The sequence below is a fragment of the Aureimonas sp. SK2 genome (assembly GCF_029813115.1).
GTDB lineage: Bacteria > Pseudomonadota > Alphaproteobacteria > Rhizobiales > Rhizobiaceae > Aureimonas.
In genome coordinates, this window is the sequence record NZ_JAPZDS010000021.1 from 19,883 (window position 1) to 43,053 (window position 23,171).

17 protein-coding genes and 2 pseudogenes are annotated in these 23,171 nt (G+C 67.8%); 8 read left to right on the top strand and 11 right to left on the bottom strand.

All coding sequences use genetic code 11. The features are described 5' to 3' along the window. Positions 1 to 133 precede the first annotated feature (133 nt). The 3 genes and pseudogenes from chrA to O5O54_RS19880 all read left to right on the top strand — a co-directional run. Positions 134 to 1,549, top strand: coding sequence for a chromate efflux transporter (gene chrA / locus O5O54_RS19870; protein WP_279483597.1), 1,416 nt, complete (start codon positions 134 to 136; stop codon positions 1,547 to 1,549). A gap of 100 nt (positions 1,550 to 1,649) precedes the next feature. Then, positions 1,650 to 2,456 (top strand): Crp/Fnr family transcriptional regulator, encoded by an 807-nt coding sequence (locus tag O5O54_RS19875; RefSeq protein ID WP_279483598.1) that lies wholly within the window; start codon positions 1,650 to 1,652, stop codon positions 2,454 to 2,456. Positions 2,457 to 2,579: 123 nt separating this feature from the next. Continuing rightward, positions 2,580 to 2,797, top strand: a pseudogene (locus O5O54_RS19880) (transposase); the annotation flags it as partial. A 284-nt stretch (positions 2,798 to 3,081) separates the two neighbouring features. Here the strand turns inward: O5O54_RS19880 and O5O54_RS19885 are convergent. The 10 genes from O5O54_RS19885 to O5O54_RS19930 form a co-directional block, all read right to left on the bottom strand. Then, a complete protein-coding gene (locus O5O54_RS19885; protein WP_279483599.1) occupies positions 3,082 to 4,155 on the bottom strand; it encodes an ABC transporter ATP-binding protein in 1,074 nt (357 codons plus the stop codon). Then, positions 4,142 to 4,921, bottom strand: a complete 780-nt coding sequence (locus O5O54_RS19890) for an ABC transporter permease (protein WP_279483600.1) — start codon at positions 4,919 to 4,921, stop codon at positions 4,142 to 4,144. The genes O5O54_RS19885 and O5O54_RS19890 overlap by 14 nt, the downstream gene beginning before the upstream one ends. A 12-nt stretch (positions 4,922 to 4,933) precedes the next feature. Beyond that, positions 4,934 to 5,755 (bottom strand): ABC transporter permease, encoded by an 822-nt coding sequence (locus O5O54_RS19895; protein ID WP_407061737.1) that lies wholly within the window; start codon positions 5,753 to 5,755, stop codon positions 4,934 to 4,936. A 94-nt stretch (positions 5,756 to 5,849) separates the two neighbouring features. Continuing rightward, entirely contained in the window at positions 5,850 to 6,926 is a 1,077-nt protein-coding gene (locus O5O54_RS19900; protein WP_279483601.1) for a PotD/PotF family extracellular solute-binding protein, read from the bottom strand. 133 nt (positions 6,927 to 7,059) lie between these two features. Continuing rightward, positions 7,060 to 8,373: an MFS transporter gene (locus tag O5O54_RS19905; protein WP_279483602.1), complete on the bottom strand. Its 1,314-nt coding sequence runs from the start codon at positions 8,371 to 8,373 to the stop codon at positions 7,060 to 7,062. A gap of 169 nt (positions 8,374 to 8,542) precedes the next feature. Then, positions 8,543 to 9,571, bottom strand: coding sequence for a leucyl aminopeptidase (locus tag O5O54_RS19910; RefSeq protein WP_279483603.1), 1,029 nt, complete (start codon positions 9,569 to 9,571; stop codon positions 8,543 to 8,545). A gap of 34 nt (positions 9,572 to 9,605) precedes the next feature. Continuing rightward, a complete protein-coding gene (locus O5O54_RS19915) occupies positions 9,606 to 10,265 on the bottom strand; it encodes an N-carbamoylsarcosine amidohydrolase (RefSeq protein ID WP_279483604.1) in 660 nt (219 codons plus the stop codon). A gap of 11 nt (positions 10,266 to 10,276) precedes the next feature. After that, positions 10,277 to 11,032, bottom strand: coding sequence for an Asp/Glu racemase (locus O5O54_RS19920; RefSeq protein ID WP_279483605.1), 756 nt, complete (start codon positions 11,030 to 11,032; stop codon positions 10,277 to 10,279). 3 nt (positions 11,033 to 11,035) lie between these two features. Continuing rightward, entirely contained in the window at positions 11,036 to 11,851 is an 816-nt protein-coding gene (locus O5O54_RS19925; RefSeq protein ID WP_279483606.1) for an alpha/beta hydrolase, read from the bottom strand. Beyond that, a complete protein-coding gene (locus O5O54_RS19930) occupies positions 11,848 to 13,002 on the bottom strand; it encodes an FAD-dependent monooxygenase (protein WP_279483607.1) in 1,155 nt (384 codons plus the stop codon). Before O5O54_RS19930 ends, O5O54_RS19925 begins: the two co-directional genes overlap by 4 nt. Positions 13,003 to 13,369: 367 nt before the next feature. On the opposite strand from O5O54_RS19930, the gene O5O54_RS19935 reads away from it, so the two are divergent. From O5O54_RS19935 to O5O54_RS19955, 5 genes are read left to right on the top strand one after another with little or no spacing between them, the layout of a single operon-like run. Further along, a complete protein-coding gene (locus O5O54_RS19935; protein ID WP_279483608.1) occupies positions 13,370 to 13,840 on the top strand; it encodes a MarR family winged helix-turn-helix transcriptional regulator in 471 nt (156 codons plus the stop codon). A gap of 34 nt (positions 13,841 to 13,874) precedes the next feature. After that, complete coding sequence (locus O5O54_RS19940; RefSeq protein ID WP_279483609.1) at positions 13,875 to 14,366, top strand: (2Fe-2S)-binding protein; 492 nt, start codon at positions 13,875 to 13,877, stop codon at positions 14,364 to 14,366. After that, a complete protein-coding gene (locus tag O5O54_RS19945) occupies positions 14,363 to 17,857 on the top strand; it encodes a molybdopterin cofactor-binding domain-containing protein (RefSeq protein ID WP_279483610.1) in 3,495 nt (1,164 codons plus the stop codon). The genes O5O54_RS19940 and O5O54_RS19945 overlap by 4 nt, the downstream gene beginning before the upstream one ends. A 23-nt stretch (positions 17,858 to 17,880) precedes the next feature. Then, positions 17,881 to 20,112: an amylo-alpha-1,6-glucosidase gene (locus O5O54_RS19950; RefSeq protein ID WP_279483611.1), complete on the top strand. Its 2,232-nt coding sequence runs from the start codon at positions 17,881 to 17,883 to the stop codon at positions 20,110 to 20,112. Further along, positions 20,109 to 22,781: a carbohydrate-binding protein gene (locus O5O54_RS19955; RefSeq protein WP_279483612.1), complete on the top strand. Its 2,673-nt coding sequence runs from the start codon at positions 20,109 to 20,111 to the stop codon at positions 22,779 to 22,781. The genes O5O54_RS19950 and O5O54_RS19955 overlap by 4 nt, the downstream gene beginning before the upstream one ends. Before the next feature lie 156 nt (positions 22,782 to 22,937). On the opposite strand, the pseudogene O5O54_RS19960 reads toward O5O54_RS19955, so the two are convergent. Further along, positions 22,938 to 23,128 (bottom strand): annotated as a pseudogene (locus O5O54_RS19960) (IS3 family transposase); the annotation flags it as partial. Between the last annotated feature and the right edge of the window lie 43 nt (positions 23,129 to 23,171).

Consider the following 23,171-nt stretch of genomic DNA (forward strand, 5'->3'; position numbering starts at 1 on the left):
GCCCGGCCCGTTCGGTTCCCGCTTCCCGGAAAGGGGAGAAGCTGTATACAGCTTGACCGATACTCGTCACCTTGGGTACCCACAACAACACAGGACTTTCAGCCCTGCGCGGGATGAATGGAGTTTACGAGAAATGACTGTCGCTCCGACGACCCGCCTCCCGTCCACCGAACCCACCCGCGCGCACGATCACGGCATCCCTTTCGGGGAAGCCGTCCGGGTCTGGATCAACATCGCCTGCCTGTCCTTCGGCGGGCCGGCCGGGCAGATCGCCCTCATGCACCGCGTCCTCGTCGACGAGAAGCGGTGGATCGGCGAGGAGCGGTTCCTCCACGCCCTGAACTACTGCATGCTCCTGCCCGGCCCCGAGGCCCAGCAGCTCGCGACCTACATCGGCTGGCTCCTTCACCGCACGAAGGGCGGCCTCGTCGCGGGCGGCCTCTTCGTCCTGCCGGGCCTTCTCGCCATCATGGCCCTGTCGTTCGTCTACGTCGCCTTCGGCAACGTCGGCATCGTCGCCGGCCTGTTCTTCGGCCTGAAGGCGGCGGTGCTGGCGATCGTGCTCGAGGCCGTGAACCGGATCGGGAGGCGCGCCTTGCGCAACCGCACCATGGTCGCCGTCGCAGCCGCCGCCTTCGCCGCGATCTTCCTATTCGACGTGCCGTTCCCCGCGATCATCCTCGCGTCCGGTCTCCTCGGCTACATCGGCGCCCGCGCGGGATCTGCCGCCTTTACCGGGGGCGGCGGACACGGGCCGTCGAAGGGCGTGGTGCTCGCCGACGCGGATTCCGCCCTCGGCGAGAGGGTACCCGACCATGCTCGACCGAACCTGCGCTGGGCGCTGCGCATCTCGGCGGTGTTCCTGGCCCTGTGGCTGGTCCCAGTCGCGCTCCTCGTCCTCGCCTTCGGCACGGGCAACGTCTTCGCCGACGTGGCCGTGTTCTTCTCCAAGATGGCGGTGGTCACCTTCGGTGGCGCCTATGCCGTCCTCGCCTATGTCGCCCAGCAGGCGGTCGAGCACTACGGCTGGCTGGGCCCAGGCGAGATGCTGAACGGCCTCGGCCTCGCCGAAACGACGCCTGGGCCGCTGATCATGGTCACCCAGTTCGTCGGGTTCCTGGCCGCGTTCCGAGAGCCGGGGGCAATGAACCCCTACCTCGCCGGAACGCTCGGCGGGCTGCTGACCACCTGGGTGACGTTCCTGCCCTGCTTCCTGTGGATCTTCCTCGGCGCACCCTTCATCGAGCGGCTGCGCGGTAACCACGCTTTGTCGGGGGCACTCTCGGCCATCACGGCCGCGGTGGTCGGCGTGATCCTGAACCTTGCCGTCTGGTTCGGGCTGCACGTCCTGTTCCGGCAGGTAGCGGAGGTCCGCGTCGGCCCGCTCTCACTGGACGTGCCGCAGGTGGCGAGCATCGACCCCGCCGCCCTCGTCCTGTTCGTCGCGGCCGCGATCGCCCTGTTCCGCTTCCGCCTCGGCGTCGTCCCGACGCTGCTCGGAGCGGCTGGCGCGGGAGCTTTATGGCACCTGATCACGAGTGCTGTTTGATAGGGAGCAATCCAGTGCGAGCCCACCGGCACAAATCCGATAGCCGTCGATGAGTCCCGTTGCGCGGGATGCTGAGGGATCGGATGAAACGCATATCGGGGTGACCCTTTTCGAACCCAGCGAGCCGATGGATCAGCGCCCGCCGACATGTCGGATCACCAAGTATGGTCCGCTCTCTCCCGATGAGGCCGAGGCGTTCGAGGAGATGGCCGGCGCACCCATGACGCTCACGCGTGGACAGTATGTCCGACATCGAGGCGACACCGATCCCAAGGTCTACTTCCTGCGATCCGGCTGGGTGTCCTGTAGCGTCACGTTCGAGGACGGGGCCCGCCAGATCGTCAAGATCCACCTCCCCGGCGACCTCGTCGGGGTCCCAAGCTTCGCAGCTTCGGTCGCTGGCGAAACCATCCAGGCTCTATCGGACGCGGTCGTGGCACCGGTTTCCAACCAAAGCTTCGGCAGGCTGTTTCGCCATCACCCACGCCTCGCAGCGATCCTGTTCGTTGTCTCGCAGGAAGAGCGCGCTCTCCTCATGCGACGCCTGGCGTGGGTGGGCAGAACACGCTCGATCCAGCGTGTCGGCGAACTCATCATGAGTCTGCACGATCGGGTGAGCCTTGCCGACCCTACGCATACGGGACCGATCTTCGCACCCCTCAGTCAGGAGGAGATCGGAGATGCGACGGGCTTGACGAATGTCACCGTCAACCATTGCCTTCAGGAACTGCGGCAGCGTCAGGTCGCATCGTGGCGGCGCTTCTCGTTGGAAGTCCATGACCGAGCCCGGCTCGAAGAGCTGGTGGGCATCCCACGCGAGGCGATCCGCACTTTGGATTGGTTCGAGGATCCAATGACTGATGAAAGCCGTCCGCCTCTTGCGAGGTCGCCGACCACCATGCCGTGAAACGTCCGCTTTACCAATGCGCGCCTGGATGGCTGACCGTCTAAAAGCCACTCGATCGAGCCGATCACAGTGGACTTGCGCTGGGCAAGTGGAGAGCTCTTTCGAACGACAGAGGAGCATTTCATGGGCAAGCCGCAGCGCCGGTTCGACAAGGAGTTCAAGGCGGAGGCCGTTCGTCTGGTAGGGTCGAGCGACCGCACGCGAGCCAGGAGATCGCCCAGGGTCTCGGCGTCGGGCTATCGGCGTTGCGGCTCTGGCTGGACAAACGCTGTGAGCGTGATCTGGAAGCGCCACCTCCCGAACGCCAGGAGGACCTGGCGGCCGAGTTGAAGCGGCTGCGTCCAATTGGGTCGGCTCCCGGCCGTTGACGAAGAACGATGGGTTTCAGCAACACCGCCGGCCTCCAGATCGGAGACCTTCCGCTCGATGACGGCCGGCACCTCCAACAACTGGATACACATAAGCTCGTCCAAACCTTCATGGAGCGGCATGCAGCGGATGACCGGTCTGAGGTCCTGTAGATGATCTATCCAGGTATCGGATGGAAGATACGGCAGGCCTCGCAGAACGGGTCCAAGAACTCAACCAGCATCACCGACGCGTCAAGCTGTCCCCTACAAGGCCATCACCCCTCCAGCGGCACCGTGTGGTCAGCGGACCAGGACAGGATCACCGGCTCTCCCGGGCTGCGCGGGCGAGCGTCGCGGTTCTGGGCGAAGATCTTCAGCCGGAGGCCGCCCGCCGCCTCCGCTTCGTAGGTGATCGCCGTTCCCGAATAGATCGAGGCTAGGATCACCGCCGACAGCTGGTTTGCCGAAGGCTGCGCGCCGTTGCCGCTGTCGTCGGACGCGTCCCGTATCTCGATCTTCTCTGGGCGCACGGCCAGCGTCACGGACTGCCCCACAGGCGGCAGCGCGATGGCGCTGGCGATCCGCTGGCCGTGCGCCGAGACGGTCCCTTCCACCTCCACGGTGCCCTGGAGGAAGTTCGTGTCCCCGAGAAACTCCGCGGCGAAGCGGTTCGCGGGACGCTCGTAGACCTCGGTCGGCTCGCCGATCTGGACGATGCGGCCGCGATCGAGGATCGCTACCTTGTCCGACAGGGTCAGCGCCTCTTCCTGATCGTGGGTCACGAAGATGGTGGTCAGCCCGCTTTCGCGCTGGATGCGCACGAGTTCGACCTGCATCTCCTGGCGCAGGCGCCGGTCGAGCGCCGAAAGCGGCTCGTCGAGAAGAAGGACGCTGGGGCGCGTGACGATGGCACGGGCGAGCGCCACGCGCTGTTGCTGACCGCCCGAAAGCTGCTTGGGCTTGCGCTCACCGAACCCCGGCAGGCGGACCATCTCGAGGGCTCGATCGACCTCGCGCCGGGCTGCCTCGCCCTTGATGCCGCGTCTCGCCAGACCGAAAGCCACGTTGTCGGCGACGCTCATGTGCGGGAACAGGGCGTAGGACTGGAAGACCATGCCGATGTTGCGGTCCCAGACGGGAACGCTCGTCACATCGCGGCTGCCGATCGTCACCTTACCCCGGTCGGGGATGACGAAGCCTGCGATGATGCGCAGGAGCGTCGTCTTGCCGGAGCCCGAGGGGCCGAGGAGGCTGGTGAAGGAGCCCTCCGGGAAATGGGTGGAGATGTCCGACAGGACGTCCACCTTCCCGTAGCTCTTCGCCACTGCGGATACGTCAACGGCGGTCACGGGGGGCTCCTGGTCTGGCGAAGAGGGAGAAGAGGAGGAAGAGCATCATCGAACCGCCGAGAAGGATCGTGCAGATCGCGTTGATTTCGGGCGTGAAGCCCTTGCGAATGGCCGAGTAGATCTCGACCGGCAGGGTCGAGAAGCCGGGCGTCGCGAGAAAGTACGAGACGACGAACTGATCGAGGGAGACGGCGAAGGCAAAGAGCGCTGCGCCGACGATGCTGGGCAGGAGCAGCGGCAGCGTCACCCGGAAGAAGGCCGACACCGGCCGCGAGCCGAGGCTCATGGCCGCTTCCTCGAGATCCGTGCGGATCGTCGTCAGGCCCGTGCCGACGACCAGGACGACATAGGGGATGGCCAGCGCCACGTGGCCGATGAGAATCGCGTGGAACCCGCGCCCGATGCCGGTCCAGAAGAAGAAGACGAGCATGGCCGTGCCGGTGATCAGCCAGGGAATGGCGATCGGCGGCAGGAGCAGGAGGCGCAGCAGCGTCTTGCCGCGAAATTCGCGCCGAGACAGGGCGACGGCCGCGAGCGTTCCGAGGCCGGTCGCGATCGCCGACGTGATCAGTGCGATGAAGACGCTGTTCCAGCTGGAGCGCAGGAGCTTGGCGTTCTCGCTGAGCGCCGCGTACCAGTGCGTCGTGAACCGGAAGGGCAGCGCGTAGAGCGGCGACTCGTTGAAACCCATCGCCACCAGCACCGCGATCGGTAGGTAGAGGAAGACGAGGATCGCCACGAGATAGGTGCGGGCGGCGAGTTTCATGGGTGTCCCTCCTCAGACGGCGGCATTGCGGCGCAGGACGCCGGAGAAGGTGGCGAAGATCGCCAGCACCACGGCCAGGATGGTGAAGGACAGGGCGGCGCCGAGGGGCCAGTTGAAGGCTGCCGTGAACTGCTCCTCGATCACCGTGCCGAGCGTGACGCCGCGCGTCCCGCCGAGGATGCGCGGCTCCATGAAGGCGCCGATGACGGGCACGAAGATCAGGATCGCGCCGGAGATGAGGCCGGGCGCGGCCAGCGGCACAAGGATCTTGAAGAGGATGGTCCACCAGCGCGCCCCCAGGCTCGCCGCCGCCTCAAGGATCGCGTCGTCGATCGCGAGAAGCGCGACGTAGCAGGTCAGCACCATGTAGGGCAGGTAGCCGTGGACGAGACCGAGGACGATCGCGGGAAGGGAGTAGAGGAAGCCGACCGAGGGCGCGTCGGCGAAGACCGTGCGGATCGCGGTGTCGAGGAAGCCGCCCTCGCGGATCACCATGGTCCAGGAGAAGACGCGCACGAGCCCGTTGGTCCAGAACGGCAGGATGACGAGAATCAGGAGCGTCTCGCGGGCGCGCCCGGCCGTCGCGCGCACCAGGGCTAGGGCCGCGAGGAAGCCTAGGACGGCGCAGATCGCGGTCGTCCAGAGCCCGATCAGGAGCGACGTCCAGGCGACGCCGACGAGATAGGGCTGGTCGATGAAGGCGCGGTAGTTCTTCAGCGTGAAGAACACCTCCTTCTTGCCCATCGGCGTGCCGCTGAGAAAGCTGAAGACCAGCATGGCGCCGAGCGGGAGGAGGACGGCGAGCGTCAGCCAGGCATAGGTCGGCAGGAGCATGGCGACCGTCGCCATCCAAGCCGGCAGCCGTCGGGTGCCCCCTCCGGCCGCGACGGGGTCGCGGCCGGAGCTGATGTCGGAACCGATGGCGGCCTCAGCCGGCATAGGAAGCCTTCACTTCCTGCCAGAGGTTGCTGAAGGCCTCGCGGCGCTCGTCGGGCTGCGGCGCCATGATCGTCATCGTGTCGAGATAGGCCGCGTCGTGGACCTTGCGGTTGAGGTCGTCAGCGGGAAGCTTGTCCATTGCGGCCGTGTTGGCCGAGGCCGGCGCGCCGACCTTGGTCGCCCAGTCGAAGTAGAAGGCGGGATCGATCATGTAGTTGATGAAGGCGAGCGCGCTGTCCTTGTTCTCGCTCGTCGCCGGGATCGCCAGCGTGTCGAGCCAGCCGACCGCCCCTTCCTTCGGGACCACGAACTCTACCGGCAGCTTGAAGTTGCGCTTCGAGCGGACCGAGGCTCCGGACCAGTAGACGGAGAGGTCGAACTCGCCGGCCGAGAAGGCCTTGTTCCACTGGTCCTCGCTGGTCCAGATCGTCTTGACGTTCGGCTTCAGAGCCTTCAGCCAGTCGCCGGCGCTCTTCAGGTCCTTCGGATCGTTCATGTCCTGGCCGGTCATGAAGGCGCCGATGGCGACCGCCGTCACGGCGTCGTCGAAGAGACCGACCTTCCCGGCATAGGCGGGATCGGCCAGTGCGCCGTAGCTGTCGGGCCGCGGCCTGCCGTCGCGCACGGCGAGCGCGTTCATGCCCCAGACCCAGGGAACGCCGTAGTGCTCGCCGTCCACCGTGAAGTTCGGATGGTCGGCGAGCTTCGCCGGCACGCCGGCGGCGTTCGGAACCTTGGACAGGTCGATGGCATCGAGAAGGTCTTCGGCGGTCGCCTGCTGGGTGCGGGCGCTGTTGACGACGACGACGTCGTAGGCGCCCGGGTTGGTCCGCAGCTTCGTCAGCATTTCGGACTCGGCATTGTAGTAGTCGTGGACCACCTCGATGCCGGTCTTCTCCTTGAAGGCCTCGACGGCCCACTTCTCGTCGGTGCCGTAGCCCTGCCAATTGAGGACGGTCACGGTTCCGGCCGCCCGCGCCGGGCGAAGCCCCGCGCCGAGCCCGGCGATGGCCAGCGTGCCGGCGCCCATGAGGGTCAGGACATCGCGTCTTGAAGGCTTCTGCATACTGGCGGCTCCCATCGGTCGCAAGGAAAAGGGGGTGAAGAGGAATACGGAAGGCCATTCGAGCACAAGGCCGGGAGATTCGACATCCGGCATCGTGCCGGTCCGGCCCGTCGCGGTCGAATTCAGGGCGACGTCATTCGAGCACCATGTTGCGGGTTTCGACGTCGATCAGCGAGACGGAGACGGCCGCGATCACGAGCAGGGCCGAGATCGCGAAGAGGGCCATGGTGAAGTTCGTCGCCATCAGCGGCGCGATGATGGAGGGGGCGAGCAGGCCGCCGACCCGCGCCATGGCGCCGGCAAGACCCATGCCGCTGGCGCGAAGGCCCGTCGGATAGATTTCCGGGGTGAAGGCGTAGAGCCCGCCCCAGGTGCCGAGCAGCGAGAAGCTGAGGAGCAGCGTCGCGCCGACGACGAGTGCCGTCGTCGAGCCGAGGCTGTAGAGCAGACAGCCGAGGGCGCTCAGCATCAGGAAGCCGATGAGGGTCGGCTTTCGGCCCCACTTCTCCACGCCGTAGGCGGCCAGGAAGAACCCGGGCAATTGCACGAGGGCGACGATGACCAGGAACATCTGACCGCGCATGAAGCCGAAACCTTCCGAGGACAGGCGGACCGGCAGATAGACGAAGATGCCGTAGTAGGAGATCGACACCAGCGTCCAGGCGATCAGCAGCACCACGGTGCGGCGGCGCAGGACGCTGTCGAAGAGGGCCGAAATGGACTTCTTCTCCATCGTCTCGGGGCGCAGTTCGCCGATCGCCCGGGTCGAGCCGTTCACCTTCGCCATCTGCTGCAGGACGCGCCTCGCCTCGGCGGATCGCCCCGTCTTGTTGAGGTAAAGCGGGGACTCCGGCACGAAGAACCGCAGGGCGATGCCGATGATCGCGGGCACGCCGGTGCAGAAGAAGATCGTACGCCACGCCTCGCCGCCCTGCGATCCGGCATAGAGCGCGACGATCGCCAGCACGATGGTGCCGACCGCCCAGAAGGATTCCAGAAGCACGAGCCAGCGCCCGCGCCGTTGCGAGGGGAGGAACTCGGCCATCATCGTATAGTCGACCGGCAGCGTGCCGCCGACCCCGACGCCGGTGAGGAAGCGCAGCGCCAGGAGCCAGCCGAAGTCGGGCGCGAAGGCGCTGGCGATACCGAAGACGGCGTCGATCAGCACCGTGATGATCAGGCAGTTCCGCCGTCCGATCCGGTCTGCGAGGCGCCCGAACACGAAGGCGCCGATCAGCATGCCGACGAAGAACAGGGTGCCGGTCTGCAGAGCCTGGGGCACGGTGATGCCGAAACTCGTCGCGATGGTCGGCGCGGTGAAGCCGATCGCGAGGACCTGCATGGCGTCGGCGGCCCAGACGAGGCCGAATATGACGAAGAGGCGACGCTGAAAGGCGCCCACGCCGGCGGCCTGGATGCCCTGTTCGACAGATATGGTCTGAGCCATGTCCTTATCCCCTGCGATTGCGGTTCATCTGTGAGGCATGCGCGACGAGGTGCCGAAGCCAGGATGCGGCGGCCGCGCGTCGTCGCTCCCACCCGCCAGGAAGCGGACAGGCATCTCCATGTGATCGACCCGCGAAGGGCGCCCCTCCCCGCGCCCTCCTCCATTCGCGTCAGACCGAGCGGCGCAGTTCCTTCACCACGATGTCGCCGTCGATGACGACGGCCTCGTCGTCAAGGAAGAGGGAGCAGCCGCGCATCGGGATGTCCAGGTGGCAGGCCGTGTCGTTGGGACCGCCGAGCTCGTTGTTCGGGCCCGTCGAGAACATGACGTTGCCCCAGAAGGAGCGCGGCTCCATGCCCATGCCGCCGGGGAACTCGCCCGGCACCAGCCCGTGCCACTTGGCGTTGGGGTTCATGCCCCAGCCGACATGGCTCATGCCCATCCCGCGCGGGTCGTTGAAGCCGTCCATGTAGGACTTCACGAGTTCGGCCTCGAGGCCGCCGCGGATGTCACGCACCCAGCCCTTCTCGATCGTGTAGGTGATCGGCTCGCGCACATAGACGTTCTGCGGCAGGAGGATGTCGCCCGGCGCGACCACGATCTGACCGTCCACGCCGTCGTCGTCGCCGCCGGTGAAGACGAAGCCCGACGGCCAATGGTCCCAGCGGCCCGGCTCGTCGGTGCAGGCGTATTCGGTGATCGTCGGATAGGTGTTGAGCTTGTAGGTGACGTCGGTGCCGTGCTTCGAGGTGATGCGCATCACCTTGGCCTTGGCGAGGATCTCGCCCGCGATCTCCACCTTCTCGCGCAGCTCCTTCGTCGGCAGCATCCGGGCCAGAAGTTCCGGCGGCTCGACCGCCGTCAGGATACGCGTTCCGGCCGCCTGGATGGCGAACTGCTCGGGGCTGAAGAGCAGGAACACGCAGTCGATCAGCATGTCGCAGTTCTTCAGCGCCTCGACCGCGTCGGGCAGCGCGGCGAGACCGGTGACGCCGACGTTCCAACCACCGGTCGGCAGCGGCGCGGGCAGGCGCATGTGGTACATCCGCGCGCCGAGCCGCTGGCCGGCGGCCATGAAGGCATCGGCATAGTCGAGCCGGTCGGCGCCTTGCGTCAGGACAACGAGCTTCTCGCCCTCGTGGACGCCCGACATCTTCAGCTGATGCAGGCAGATTTCGGTGAAGCTCGCGTGATCCATGTCCGGTCTCCTGATGCCTGTAGGGTCTGAGGTCTCAAACGGATGGGGGGCCGTCGTGCGCCACGCCGATGCGCGCGAGCGCCTCCAGCGTCTCGTCCAGCGTGACGACGTCGCCGTACTTGGCGTCGATGTCGAAGAGGTTCGCCTCGTGCGGGGCCTCGTGCCGATCGCCGACGCAGTCCCGCACGACGATCGTTCGGAACCCGTGCTGGACGGCGTCGACGGCGCTCGCGCGGATGCAGCCCGACGTCGAGCAGCCGGCGAGGATCACCGTGTCGATCCCTTGCGCGTGCAGCATGGGAGCCAGGCTGGTGCCGAAGAAGGCGCTGGCATACTGCTTGGTGAAGACCGGCTCGCCCGCGACCGGCTCGACGCCGTCGCAAAACTCCGCCAGCGGATTGCCGGCCACCATGGCGGTCATGACGGGCGATTTCTTCACCCACATCCCGCCGTCGGTGCAGCCCGGCGCGTGGTAGAGGATGTTGGTGTGGATCACCGGCAGACCGATTCCGCGCGCGGCGGCCAGAAGGCGCGGCGTCTCGACCACCGCCCTGACGACGCCGGGGGCATAGAGCGGCGCCCCGACCTCCGTGTAGGCCTTCATGAAGTCGATCACGAGGAGCGCGGGTGTCCGGCCGAAGCCGATGCGGTTTCCCCAGACGCCCCTGTAGTTCTCGGAAGCCGCCGGATCCATCGGGCCGCTCCTCAGTAGGCGCCTGAGAGCAGCGCGCCGGCGCCCGGCACGATGCGCTCGAGGCCAAGCTCGTCGAGCATCCGGTAGGTGGTGGCGACCGCCGCCGACAGCGTCGGCTTGCCCGTCAGCGCCTCGACCCTTGCGATGCTCGGCAGCGAGGGCATCTGAACGCAGGCCGACAGGACCACCGCATCGACGCCCGACGTGTCGAGGCCCGCGACGATCCCCGGCAGGTTGGCCGGGTCGTGCGCCGCCACCTTGAGGTTGTCCGAGATTTCCAGCGCCTCGTGGGTGACGACCTCGATGCCCTCGGCCTCGATATAGTCGATCACGAGCTTCGTCAGCGGCTTCATGTAAGGGGCGACCAGCGCGATGCGCTTCGCCTTCAGGACATCCAGCGCCTCGACCAGGGCGCCGGCGCTGGTGACGACCGGGGCCGGCGCGCCGTTCTCCTCGGTCACCTTCGACAGGCGGGCTTGGCTCTCGCGATGATAGCCGTGACCCATCGCCATGATGGCGACGAGGCAGGCATAGCCGAGGACGTCGACCCGCGCGTCGGACAGCTCCAGCGCGCAGCGGTCGGACTGGGCGTCCATCGCGGCGAGCTCGTCCTTGGTGACGTGCTTCATGCGCATGCGCGCCGAATGGAAGGTGAAGCGCTCGGGCCGGATCAGCTGGCGAGCGGCCAGCATGGCCGGGATCTCCGTCTCCATCGTGATGTTGGAACTCGGTACGATCTGGCCGATGCGGAAGGTTCGGGTGCTCATGGATCAGGCCCGCGCGAGAGTGGTGCCGAGAAGCGCATCGAGGGCGCGAAAGAAGCCTTCGAGGTCGTCCCAGGGGATCATGTGGCCGGCATCGGGCACGCGTGCCGTGCGGATCGCGGGATTGAGCCTTGCGATCTCGGCCTCGTCCTCCGCCTCGATCACGCCGCCGCGCCCCGCGATCATCAGGACCGCAGGTACCGGCAGGGCCGGCAGGTCCCTGTGGATGTCGTCGGTGTGGAAGCCCTCGAAGGCGGTGACGATCGCCGGCTCGTAGCAGGTGTGCAGCCATTCGGCGCGCAGCGCGCGCTGCTCGAGCGTCCAGGTCGGGCAGAAGGCACGCATCGCCTCGGCGTCCATGCCCTCGGTCGCCTGGCGGATGGAATCGACGTACCAGGGCAGCTTGGACGGGTACGCGCGTCGGCCCGGCCCCGACACGGGCGGGTCCACCAGAACGAGACGCTTCATGCCGGCCGCGTTGCGGCTGGCTGCGCGGATCGCGATCCGGGCACCCATCGAATGCCCGAGCACCGTCGTGCCCGAGAGGCCAAGTCCTTCGATCAGCGCCGACAGGTCGTCCGCCATGGCGTCGAGCCCGTAGTCGAGACCCGGCCCGGTCGAGGACAGGCCCCGCCCGCGCACGTCCACGACATAGGTGTCGAACCCTTCGGCCAGACGTTCGGCGACGAAGCCCCAGGTGATCGCAGGACTGGTGATGCCGGGCACGAGGACCAGCGGCTCGCCCGATCCGCGATAGCGCAGGATGTGCTGGCGGATGCCGTTGGCGCGGATGTTGAAGCCTTCGGGCGCGATGGCGCTCATGCCGCCACTCCGCTTTCGCTGCGCAGCGGCACCTCGAAGATGTCGTAGCCGAAGACCCAGGCCGGATCCTCCTGCGTGCGCAGCCATGTGTTGGCGTTGGACACGGCCTGCACGCGGGAGGCGCGCTCGCGCCGGTTCGCCTCGTAGAGACGGAAGGCGGTGGAGTGGTCGGAAAGGCCCGTCTCGGACAAGCACCGGGCCAGCATCGCGCCGTCCTCGATCGCCATGGCCGCCCCTTGCGCCATGTGCGGCTTCATCGGATGGCAGGCGTCGCCGAGCAGCACGAGCCGCCCGCGGCTCCACAGCGGCAGCGGGTTCCGGTTGAGGAGGGGCCACTTGGTGACCTCGGTGGTCGCCTCGATCAGCGCCTGGACGACCGGGTGGTAGCCGACGAAGGCCTCGCGCATCTCCTCGCGGCTCGAAGGCGCGAAGGCACCGTCGAAGTCCCAGGCGGGATGCGGCACGCCCGTCACGTAGTAGTATTCGTGCCCGTCGGCCGTCGTGTCGTAGACCATCATGTGGCGGTCGTGCGTCCACCACTTCACGCAGGCCTCGAAATCGAGTCCCGTCCTGCGCAGGGCATCCTTGTCGAGAAGGGCGCGATGGCCGACCCAGCCGCTGTAGTTCGGTTTCTCGTCGCCCAGCAGCGTCTCGCGGATGCGCGAGTTGATGCCGTCCGCCCCCACCACGATGTCGGCGCGGGCGCGCGAGCCGTCCGCAAAGGCGAGATCGACGCCCGAGCCGTCCTCCTCGATCGATGCGAGGCGCTTGTCGAAATGGAGCGTGCCGGGCTGAAGGGCCGAAACCTGGAGCGCGTGAAGGTCGCCGCGGTGCACGGTGAGATAGTGCGCGCCATAGGTCCTGAGGGCATGCTCGCCGAGCGGGATGCGCGAAAGGTACTCGCCGGTCTCGCCGTCGCGCGAGAACCAGAAGTCCGGCTTGGACGCGATGGCGACCAGCGCGTCCTCGATGCCGATGCGCCGGAAGATCTTGAGGACGTTCGGGCCCATGTGGATGCCAGCGCCAACGCGAGAGAAGGCGGGGGCCTGCTCGTAGACGTCGACCTGGAAGCCCGCCTTCTGCAACAGGGCGGCAGCGGCGACACCGCCGAGTCCGGCGCCCACGACGGCGATGCGGGATCCTGGCTGCATGGTTGCGTCACTCCGTTCAAGGTCGTCCCGCGAGACGACCGACCCCCTATTGATTGAGTGTGTACGCTGCAAATGCAAGGGGAAACTTTGTGCTGCAACTGCATAGATTGCTATCGCATTGCACAAATTCGTTGCATATCAGGCAATCTATACTTGATTGACACGAACGCGCTTTCTCGCAATCATAGCGTTTACGCTCTAATTTTCGATGCAGTGTTCGTTGCGGCCAGCCTGATGCCCCGATCCCCGACGCCGGCCACCCTCCCCTGCCCGCTCGTCCTTGCGGTTCCCTCGCCGGACCGGCATGAGGAAACGACCGGCCACGCCCCGACGGGCTCCCCGGCGCTCGGACGATCGAAGGACGGACATGCAGGACGCACATCAGGAGCCGGCCGCGCAGGAGGCCGCGCCATACGACTTCACCGAACAGGTCGGGTATCTTCTGCGCCGGGCGTACCAGCGCCATCTGGCGATCTTTCAGGCCGAGAGCGCCGACGGCCAGCTGACGGCCGTCCAGTTCTCGACCCTCTGCGCCCTCAAGGACAACGGGGCGCAGTCGCAGGGCGAACTCGTTCGGCAGACGGGCATCGACCAGGCGACGATCCGTGGGATCGTGGACCGTTTGCGTGCGCGCGGCCTGATCGAACTGTCGAAGGATCCGCAGGACGGCCGAAAGGTCATCACCGGCATCACCCCGGCCGGGCTCGCCCTTCTCGACGAGATGGTCCCGCGCGCCAAACGCATCACCGAACTGACGATGCAGCGGCTCAACCCCGCCGAGCGCATGGCACTGATCCATACGTTGCGCATCATCGCGGATGTGGACGCGAGCTTCTGACGGGCCAGCCGGCGACACCCTGCGGACCCGCCCCATGAGCGTGACGGCCCGATCCTTCCGCCTTTCGGTCAACGGCAAGTCCATGTCCGTCACGGCGGCGCCCGACACGCCCCTTCTCTACATCCTGCGCAACGACCTCGCCCTCAATGGCCCGAAATACGGCTGCGGCCTCGGCGAATGCGGTGCCTGCGCGGTCCTGATCGGCGACCGTGCCGTGCGGTCCTGCACCTTGCCGCTCGCCGACCTTGGGGAGCGCGACGTCACCACGCTGGAGGGTCTCGGAACGTCGGCCGCGCCCCATCCCGTCCAGGCCGCCTTCATCGCCGCCCAGGCCGCCCAGTGCGGCTACTGCCTGAACGGCATGATCATCGCGACCGTCGCGCTCCTGCGGCGCGACCCGAGCCCGAGCGAGGGAGCGATCCGCCAGGCGCTGCGCCATCACCTGTGCCGCTGCGGCACGCATGTGGAGATCCTGGCGGCCGTTCGCGCCGCGGCCCGATCGACCAGCGCGGAGACCGCATCATGACGTCGACGACGGAGAGGAACGCGCCGAAGGGCCTTTCGGTGGTGCGCCCCGGCGCACGGGCGGACGGCGCGGACGAATTGTTCCTCGTGGTCGGGGAAGACGGGCGCGTGACGGCCTATAACGGGCATGTGGATCTAGGCACCGGTATCCGCACCGCCTTGGCCCAGATCGTCGCCGACGAACTCGATGTAGCCTTTGCCGACGTCACCATGGTGCTGGGATCGACCACGACCGGCCCGAACCAAGGCGCGACGATCGCCAGCGAGACGATCCAGGTGACGGCCGAGCCGCTGCGCGCCGCGGCGGCCACCGCGCGCGCCCACCTCCTCGGGCGCGCCGCCATTCGCCTCGGCCACCCCGTCGGGGACCTATCCGTCGAGGACGGGATCGTCGGCACGCGCGAACCGGGCAACGCGTTCGTCTCCTATGCCGACCTCCTCGCGGGGGACGGCGTGCGGCTTCCGATCGACCCGGCGGCCCCGCTCAAGCCGGTCGAGGACTACCGCATCGTCGGAACCGCGCAACCGCGCACCGACATTCCCGCCAAGGCGACCGGCACCTTCGCCTATGTCCACGACGTACGCGTGCCCGGCATGCTGCACGGCCGCGTCGTGCGCCCGCCCTATCTCGGCTTCGACAGCGGCCCGCATGTCGGCGCCAGCCTCATCCACGCGGACGAGCTGTCGGTCTCCGGCCTTCCCGGCTTCGTCGCGCTGGTCGTCGTCGGCGACTTCGTCGGCGTCGTCGCCGAGCGCGAGGAGCAGGCGATCGAGGCGATGCGCCGGCTCAAGGTGCGCTGGCGCACGCCGCCGGAGATCGCCGACCTCGGCCGGCCCGAAGCGGCGCTGCGCGACCAGCCCTCCACGGCCCGTCGCCTCGCCGACCGAGGCGACGTGGAGCGCGCCCTCAACGCCGGGGCCACGCTGGAGCGGACCTATGTCTGGCCCTACCAGATGCATGCCTCGATCGGCCCGTCCTGCGCCGTGGCCGAGTGGAGCGGCGATGGCCTGACCGTCTGGTCCGGCACGCAGAACCCCTTTCCTCTGCGCGCCGACCTCGCCCGCCTTCTCGACCTGGCCGAGGACCGGATCACCGTGGAACGGCTGGAGGCGGCCGGGTGCTACGGCCGCAACTGCGCCGACGACGTGACGGCGGACGCCGCGCTCCTGTCGCGCGCGGTCGGGCGCCCCGTCCGGGTCCAGCTCACGCGCGAGCAGGAGCACGCCTGGGAGCCGAAGGGCGCCGCGCAGGTCGTGGACGTGCGCGGCGGCCTGGATCTCGAAGGCGGTCCCGCCCTCTACGACTTCGAGACGCGCTATCCCTCGAACCTCGCCCCGACCCTGCCGCTGATCCTCACCGGCAAGGTCCCGCCGGTGGCGGACACGCTGCAGATGGGCGACCGCACGGCGATCCCGCCCTACGCCTTCCCGAACCTGCGCGTCACCGTCCACGACATGCCGCCGATCGCGCGTGCATCCTGGTTCCGCGGCGTGTCGGCCATGCCCAATACCTTTGCGCACGAATCCTTCATCGACGAGCTGGCGATCGCCGCCAAGGTCGATCCGATCGAGTACCGGCTGCGCTACCTCACCGATCCACGCGCGATCGACCTCGTGCGCGCCACGGCCGAGCGCGCGAACTGGGTGCCCCACACCGAGCCCTTCACGCACGGGAGCGAAGGCGACATCCTCTACGGCCGGGGCTTCGCCTATGCCGTCTATGTCCACGGCAAGTTTCCCGGCACCGCGGCCGCCTGGGCGGCCTGGGTGGCCGATGTCGCGGTCAACCGCGCGACCGGCGAGATCGCCGTGACACGCGTCGTCTGCGGCCAGGACACCGGACAGATGGTCAATCCGGACGGCGTCCGGCATCAGATCCACGGCAACGTCATCCAGTCCACGAGCCGGGTCCTCAAGGAGGAGGTTCGCTTCTCGCGGACGGGCGTCGCCGCGCTCGAATGGGGCGCCTATCCCATCCTCCAGTTTCCCGAGGTGCCGGACATCGACGTCCTGATGGTGCCGCGCCCCGACGAGCCGCCGCTCGGCGCGGGCGAATCCGCCTCCGTGCCGAGCGCGGCGGCGATCTGCAACGCCGTGTTCGACGCGACGGGCGTGCGCTTCCGCGAACTGCCTCTGACGCCCGAGCGCGTTCGCGCCGCGCTCAATCCCCTGCCGCCGCCCGATGCGGCCTCGGTCAGGACACGTCGGCGCTGGACCTGGCCGATCGCGGGCGCGCTCTTCGGCTCGCTCGCCGCCGGCGCGGCGATCCTCCCCTTCCCCGGCGCCATCGCCCCGGTCCCCCAACCCGGCTCCGACGTGTTCTCGGCGGCCACGATCGAGCGCGGGCGCCTGGCAGCCGCCGTCGGCGCCTGCAACGTCTGCCATGTCGGAAACAGTGGCGAGGCCTTTGCGGGGGGCCGCGCGCTGGAGACGCCGTTCGGCACGGTCTACGCCACCAACATCACCCCGGACGAGAAGACCGGAATCGGCGGCTGGAGCTATCCGGCCTTCGAGCGGGCGATGCGGCAGGGGGTCTCGCGCGACGGCCATCACCTTTATCCCGCTCATCCCTACACGTCTTTCGCCAAGGCGAGCGAGGCGGACCTTCAGGCGCTCTACGCCTATCTTATGGTCCAGGAGCCGGTCGCCTCGAAGGCGCCGCCGACAACCTTGCGCGCGCCCTTCAACATCCGTCCGCTGATGGCCGGATGGAACGCGCTGTTCCACTCCGCGGCACCCGCACCAACGGACGACGGCCGAAGCGCCGAATGGAACCGCGGCGCCGAGCTCGTGGAAGGGCTCGGTCACTGCAGCGCCTGCCACAGTCCGCGAAATGCGCTGGGCGCCGAGGTCGGCGGCAAGGCGCATCTGGCCGGCGGCGAGGCCGACGGCTGGCACGCGCCCTCGTTGCGTGGCGGCGTGTCGCCCGTCGCCTGGACGCGCGAAGCACTCTATGACTACCTGCGCGACGGTCGATCGGCCGAGCATGGCAGCGCCGCCGGTCCGATGGCCCATGTCGTCGCCTCGCTGGCCGACCTGCCCGATGCCGACATCCAGGCGATGGCGACCTATCTTGCGTCGCTGGGCGGGCCGCCGACGAGTTCGGACGAGGCCCGGGCGCAGACGGAGCGCACGATCGCGGCGAGCGAGGCCGCCGCCGTCGCGGCCGCGATCGCATCGCCCGCCGGCGCGCGCATCTTCGACGGGGCGTGCGCCACCTGCCATGCGCCGGGCGAGCGCGCCGCACCGCTCGCCCTTAACGTCAACCTTCACGCAGCCGGGCCTGGAAACGCCATCCTGGCGGTCCTGTCGGGCGTGCCCGCCCATCGGGGGCTTGCGGGCGAACCAATGCCGGGCTTCGGCAAGGCGCTCGACGACCGTGCGATCGCCGACCTCATGGCCTATCTTCGCGCACGCTTCGCACCCGACAAGCCGGCCTGGACAGATGTGCCCAGCGCGGTGGACGCGGCGCGCGGCGCGCCCCATTCCTGATCGAACGCGTTCGGATCGCCTCCATGTTTCTCGACAAGTCCGTCTCCCTCGACAGCGCCTGGAACACATGGTCCGAGCGCCCCGGCGAGTTCACCTTCCTTCCGCTCGGCGTGCGCATCGCGCCCGTCCTTTATTCCGCCAAGGCGGGCCATGCGACCGCGATCCGCGCACCCGACGAGATCCGGTTCGGGGCGCACGGCCTGCGCGGCGAGACGGTCGCCTACGAGACGCGCTTTGCCGACACTCGCGTCGCCTTCCACGCCGACAAGCCCGACCCGTTCGTCCTGCGCGGCTGCTTCGAGACGCTGGAGGCCGGCGAATGGGGCCTGCGCTACTGGGTCACGTTCGGCATCTCGGCCGAGGACGGCAGAACGGTGCATTACGATCCGCGCACCGGCGTCGCGGTGGTGGAGGTGGACTTCCGTTTCGTCGCCTTCGCCGCCGACGATATCCCGGCGCTGGCTACCGGCCACGAGACCTTCGCGGCGCTGGTCGAGGATTTCGACAGGAACGGCTACTTCGACAAATCGGCGCGCGCCGATGCCGCCCCGCTGATGGCGTTGCGCTTCAACCTCGAGATGACCCCGCGCTTGGCGTTCGCCGCCGCGGTCGCCGACACGCGCGATCTGGCCGTCGCCAGGGCTCGTGCGGCGCTCACCGGCGAGATGGCGGATGTCCCGACGCTCCACGCCGGCCGCCATGCCGGCGCACTCGACGCCGTGCGCGACGTGATCGGCTGGAACACCGTCTACGACCGGCTGAACCGGCGTCCCACCACGACCGCCAGCCGGATCTGGGGGCTGGGCGATGCTGTCTGGTACAACGACCAGTGTTTCGCCGCTCTAATGGCCGGGCTGTTCGATCCGGCGCTCGCGCGGCGCAACTTCGACGTGGCGATGGGAAGCGCGACGCCACAGGGCAACATCGCCTGCCTCGTCAACCCGAAGGACGCCTGGGTCGATCGCACGCAGGCTCCTCACGGGGCCTTCGTCGCCTGGATGATCTTCCAGCGCACGGGCGACCGCGCGTTTCTGTCCGATGTCTTCGACGCGCTGGCGCGCAACCAGCTCTGGTGGCGCGCGAACCGCGACCCGGACGGGCGCGGCCTCGTGTCCTGCGGCACATCGGACGTCGGCGACGCGATGTATCGCGGCACGGCCTTCGGCGCGCGCAACGAAACCGGCATGGACAATTCGCCAACGCACGACGAGGCGCGCTACGATCCGGCAACCCGCACCCTCTCGACGCTCGACGTCGGTCTCAACTCGGCGCTGGCGCTCGACGCCGAGATGCTGGCGCTGATCGCCGCCGACATCGGCCGGCCTGATGAAGTCGAACGGTTCGCATCCCTCGCCCGCGAGACTCGCGAACTGATCCGCACCGAACTCTGGGACGAGGCCCGCGGCCTCTTCGCCAACCGCCAGCGTGACGGCGGCTTCGTGCGCAGCGTCTCGCCGACGAGTTTCTTCCCGCTCCTGTGCGGGGCAGCCGACGATGGGCAGGTCCTGCGGCTTCTGGCCCATCTCGACGATCCCGCCATGTTTGGCGGCCGCTACCCGCTGCCCAACGTCTCGCGCGACGATCCCGCCTATGCGGACCAGATCTACTGGCGCGGCCGCATCTGGCCCAATGTCAACTGGCTCGTCTGGCAGGGCTTGAGGCGCTACAGGCTCGAAGCGCAGGCCTCCAGCCTTGTCGCGCGAAGCTTCGCGATGTTCGAGAAATCCTGGACATCGCACCGCTGGTGCGGCGAGAATTACGACGGCGATACGGGGCGGATCGACGAGCGCCCCGGCAATGACCCGTTCTACACCTGGGGCGCCATGCTGCCGCTCATGGCCGTCGGCGACATCATGGACATCGGCCCCTGGGACGGGTGGCAGCTCGACAACGACGGGCAGCCTGTGCGCCTTGGTCCGATCATGAGTCCGGCCGGCCCTGTGACCGTCGAGGTGCAGAACGGGCAGATGCGGCTCCTAGGGGCTGACGGCCGGGCGATCTTCGAGACCACCTATCGCGGACGCCTGCGGAAGATCACGGTCCACCCGTTTCTCGTCTCGGTGACCTTCGCGGATGGCGGCGGCGCGTTCGCGTTCCGGCTGGGCACCGAGGCGTCCCGTCGAATAGTTGCCGTGCGCCTTCGCGGAGAAGCGATATCGACGCGGCTCGAGGATGGCCGCCAGGTCGCCGATCTCGAGGGGGTCGAGGCCGGCGCCCGGCTCGACTGGCATCTGGCCCCGGCGGATGCCGCGTGACGGAACCGCAGCCGGACTGGTTCGAGAACCCCGCGGCGCGTTTTCGAACGGCCACCTTCTGGTTCTGGCACCGCATCCCGACCGATGACGAGATCGTGGCACAGATCCGCGACATGCGGGACAAGGGCATCGGCTGCGTGATGATCCAGGCCCGACCGGCCCTGGATCTCTCCGCCTATCTGTCGCCCGCCTATCTGGCGGCCTACCGCAGGGCCTGCGCGACGGCAAAGAGTCTTGGGATCGTGGTCACGATCTACGATGAATACGGCTGGATGTCCGGCCACGGCGGCGGACGGACCGTGGACGGCGCAGACCATCTTCGCGAGCGCCACATGTTCTGGGCGACGGCGTCGGTCGGATCGGCGCTCGCCATCAGCGGCATCGCGTCGCCGTTTCTCGACTTCCTCGGCGATGTCGGCCGGGCCTGGATCTACGACGGCGCCTCCGCGGTCTGGGGCGACTGGCAGGCGATCGCCGCCGTCGCGCACCCGCCCGTCGTTCGCGATGCGGCGGACCTCCGCTTCCTCGGGCATGCGTTCGCGGTCCGCCCGGAAGGAACTGACGGGTGCCGCGTCGAATGGCCCACCTGCGCCGACCTTCCGGCCGACTGGAAGGTGACGGTCTTCGTGTCGGCCCGATGCCTGACGTCGAGGCTCGTCAATTATCTCCTGCCCGAAACCGCCGAGCGCTTCGCCGAGGTGGTCTACGCGCCTCTCCTGGAAGCAGCCGACGGCGCTGCGGACGGCTTCTTCTTCGATCATCCCTATGCAGGTTTTTACTCCTGGACGGAGCACGAAGGCGTCATCGGAAACAGCCTCCTGTGCGACGGCAGCCCGGCGACGGCCGACGGGACCGCCGCGCTTCTGTCGCTTGTCTATGACGTCGGCCCGCAGACGGGCGCGTTGCGGACGGGCTTTCTGCGCGCCTATGCCGAGCGCATGCACGAGGCCTTCTTCGGCACCCTCGCACGCTGGACGCGCGAGCGCGGCGTCGGGTTCACCGGACACGAACTCCTCACCCATGTCGGCGGCTGGGCGCTGCATGGCGGGCTGACGGGCATCGACCCGCGCGTCATGCCGGGCGTCGATCATTTCGGCATCGACGCCTTCCGAACCGAAACGGCGGTGGACGCCGCTGATTTCGCGCCGCAGCTTGCGGCCAAGTTCGGTGACAGCGTCGCCCGCACCAACGGGCGCCGGCGCTGCACGATCGAGCAGTATGCCACCGGCCGGGAGGCCGGCAGACCGACGCTGGCGGGACAGTGGGACCTGACCCCACAGCGGTTCCGCGTGCAGGCGATCCGGCACCTGCTTCTGGGTGCCCGCCGCATTCTCCTCCATGCCGTCAACGTGACAGACGGCTTCGATCATGACGAGCGCCTCCTCGCCAACCCGCGTTGGGACTTTCCTCCGGCCTACAACTTCCTGCCGTGGTGGGACGACTGCGGCCCCATCTTCGACGAACTGGCGCGGCTTTCGGCCTTTCTTGAGAACGGCGAACCTCTGAGGCCCGTAGCGCTTCTCTATCCGCTGGAGACGATCCGGGCAGAGGGTCCTGCCCATGTCAGCGGCAGGCATTTCGGTCTTTGGGCCGAAGCCCTGTCGGAAGCCGGCATCGGCTACGATGTCGTCGACGAGCGTCAGTTCGGGACGGCGCTGGCGCCCGAGGCGAGCTACGAGGTGCTGGTGCTCCCCGCTATCGATAGGCTGGCGGACTGCCGCAGTGACGACCGCATTCGCGAGTTTGTGCGCTGTGGCCGCAAGGTCCTCTGGTCTGGCGGCCTGCCGCGGGCACTCTGCGACATGGCCAACCTCTTCCAAACCGCCCAGGACGACCGCGCGTCGTCCGCCACGCTCCCCTGCCCGCATTCAGGCTTGGAAGCTGCAGGTATCAGGGCGAGTGTCTCGACATTGGCCCGCCAGGCGCTCGACATGCGCTTCACGGACGGCGGACCGACCTGGTCCTCGATCGCACGGGTTGGAACCTCCTGGCGCCTCGCCGCCCTCAATGACATGGGTCATGCGAGGCAACTGAACCTAAGAGGTGTCTCGCAGCAGCATGACGTCACGCTCTTTCACCCTTCCACCATCGGCACTGGTCGCACGCAGCTTGTGGAGGACAGCGACGGCACGACGACCCTCACGGTTCCGGCCTTTGGGATCGCCTGCCTCGTCGTAACCGAGAACGAGGCAGGCAAACACCCAAACGCCGGGCGTCGCGGCGTCGACGCCTCGATCCGATCATGCGTCGGCGATAACATCACTCTCGTCGACGGATGGACTCTGGAGGCCGGCGATCCGAGCCCCGTTCCCATCGCCGTCGATCGTGGCTGGGAAGTCCAAGGCTTCCCATTCTTCTCCGGGACGGGCATCTATCGGACGACGATTGTAGTACCGGATCAACCGGACGAAGCCGACTGGCATCTCGAACTTGCCGGCGTCCATGTCTCGGGCGAGCTCTGGATCGATGATGTCTTCGTCGGCCGTTTTCTCGACTGTCCTGTCAGATTCCCTTTGCCAAGCCGCTCGGACAAAACGCTTTCCATCGCGATCCACGTTCGCAACACCGCCGCAAACCGATATCACGAGGCAATGCCTTTCTCCGCAAAGGAACCGCCATCCTCTGGTCTGACAACTCCACCGCATTTGGTGGCAACGCGAATACGTTAAAGGTTGGGCAGTCGGAACACAGTCCTCAAGGCGGCCTTAGGGGCAGCGACTGACGCACGTCAGCCCCGTCATAGCCCTTGTCGGCCAGCATGAGGCGCGGTTTGCCGACTGGCATGGTGAGAAGAGCGGGGACGGCTTTGTAGTCGTACGCCTCTTCTCCGGATCCTTCAGACGCTTCACCCGATCGCTCTTCAGCCCGCCGAACGCCTTGCGCCGGCGAAGCACGCGAACGGCGTCACGCTGATCGCACGGATCGCTTCCGCCACCGGGCAACCCTGCGACAGCAACACGTCGACCTGCCGGAGTTCCGCGACGATCTTTTCAGCCTTGTGCTTCTTCTGCGGCAGTCTCGGCATCCTCCAAAGGCTCAAAAGCCTACTTCACGGAGGG

Bases quoted from the DNA above. Each gene is read 5' to 3' on its own strand.
- O5O54_RS19935 (WP_279483608.1), top strand. From the start codon at position 13,370: ATGCAGGACGCACATCAGGAGCCGGCCGCGCAGGAGGCCGCGCCATAC.
- O5O54_RS19920 (WP_279483605.1), bottom strand. From the start codon at position 11,032: ATGAGCACCCGAACCTTCCGCATCGGCCAGATCGTACCGAGTTCCAAC.
- O5O54_RS19925 (WP_279483606.1), bottom strand. From the start codon at position 11,851: ATGAGCGCCATCGCGCCCGAAGGCTTCAACATCCGCGCCAACGGCATC.
- O5O54_RS19915 (WP_279483604.1), bottom strand. From the start codon at position 10,265: ATGGATCCGGCGGCTTCCGAGAACTACAGGGGCGTCTGGGGAAACCGC.
- O5O54_RS19950 (WP_279483611.1), top strand. From the start codon at position 17,881: ATGTTTCTCGACAAGTCCGTCTCCCTCGACAGCGCCTGGAACACATGG.
- O5O54_RS19895 (WP_407061737.1), bottom strand. From the start codon at position 5,755: ATGCTCCTGCCGACCTATGCCTGGCTGACGCTCGCCGTCCTCCTCCCG.
- chrA (WP_279483597.1), top strand. From the start codon at position 134: ATGACTGTCGCTCCGACGACCCGCCTCCCGTCCACCGAACCCACCCGC.
- O5O54_RS19910 (WP_279483603.1), bottom strand. From the start codon at position 9,571: ATGGATCACGCGAGCTTCACCGAAATCTGCCTGCATCAGCTGAAGATG.
- O5O54_RS19890 (WP_279483600.1), bottom strand. From the start codon at position 4,921: ATGAAACTCGCCGCCCGCACCTATCTCGTGGCGATCCTCGTCTTCCTC.
- O5O54_RS19905 (WP_279483602.1), bottom strand. From the start codon at position 8,373: ATGGCTCAGACCATATCTGTCGAACAGGGCATCCAGGCCGCCGGCGTG.
- O5O54_RS19940 (WP_279483609.1), top strand. From the start codon at position 13,875: ATGAGCGTGACGGCCCGATCCTTCCGCCTTTCGGTCAACGGCAAGTCC.
- O5O54_RS19945 (WP_279483610.1), top strand. From the start codon at position 14,363: ATGACGTCGACGACGGAGAGGAACGCGCCGAAGGGCCTTTCGGTGGTG.
- O5O54_RS19930 (WP_279483607.1), bottom strand. From the start codon at position 13,002: ATGCAGCCAGGATCCCGCATCGCCGTCGTGGGCGCCGGACTCGGCGGT.
- O5O54_RS19900 (WP_279483601.1), bottom strand. From the start codon at position 6,926: ATGCAGAAGCCTTCAAGACGCGATGTCCTGACCCTCATGGGCGCCGGC.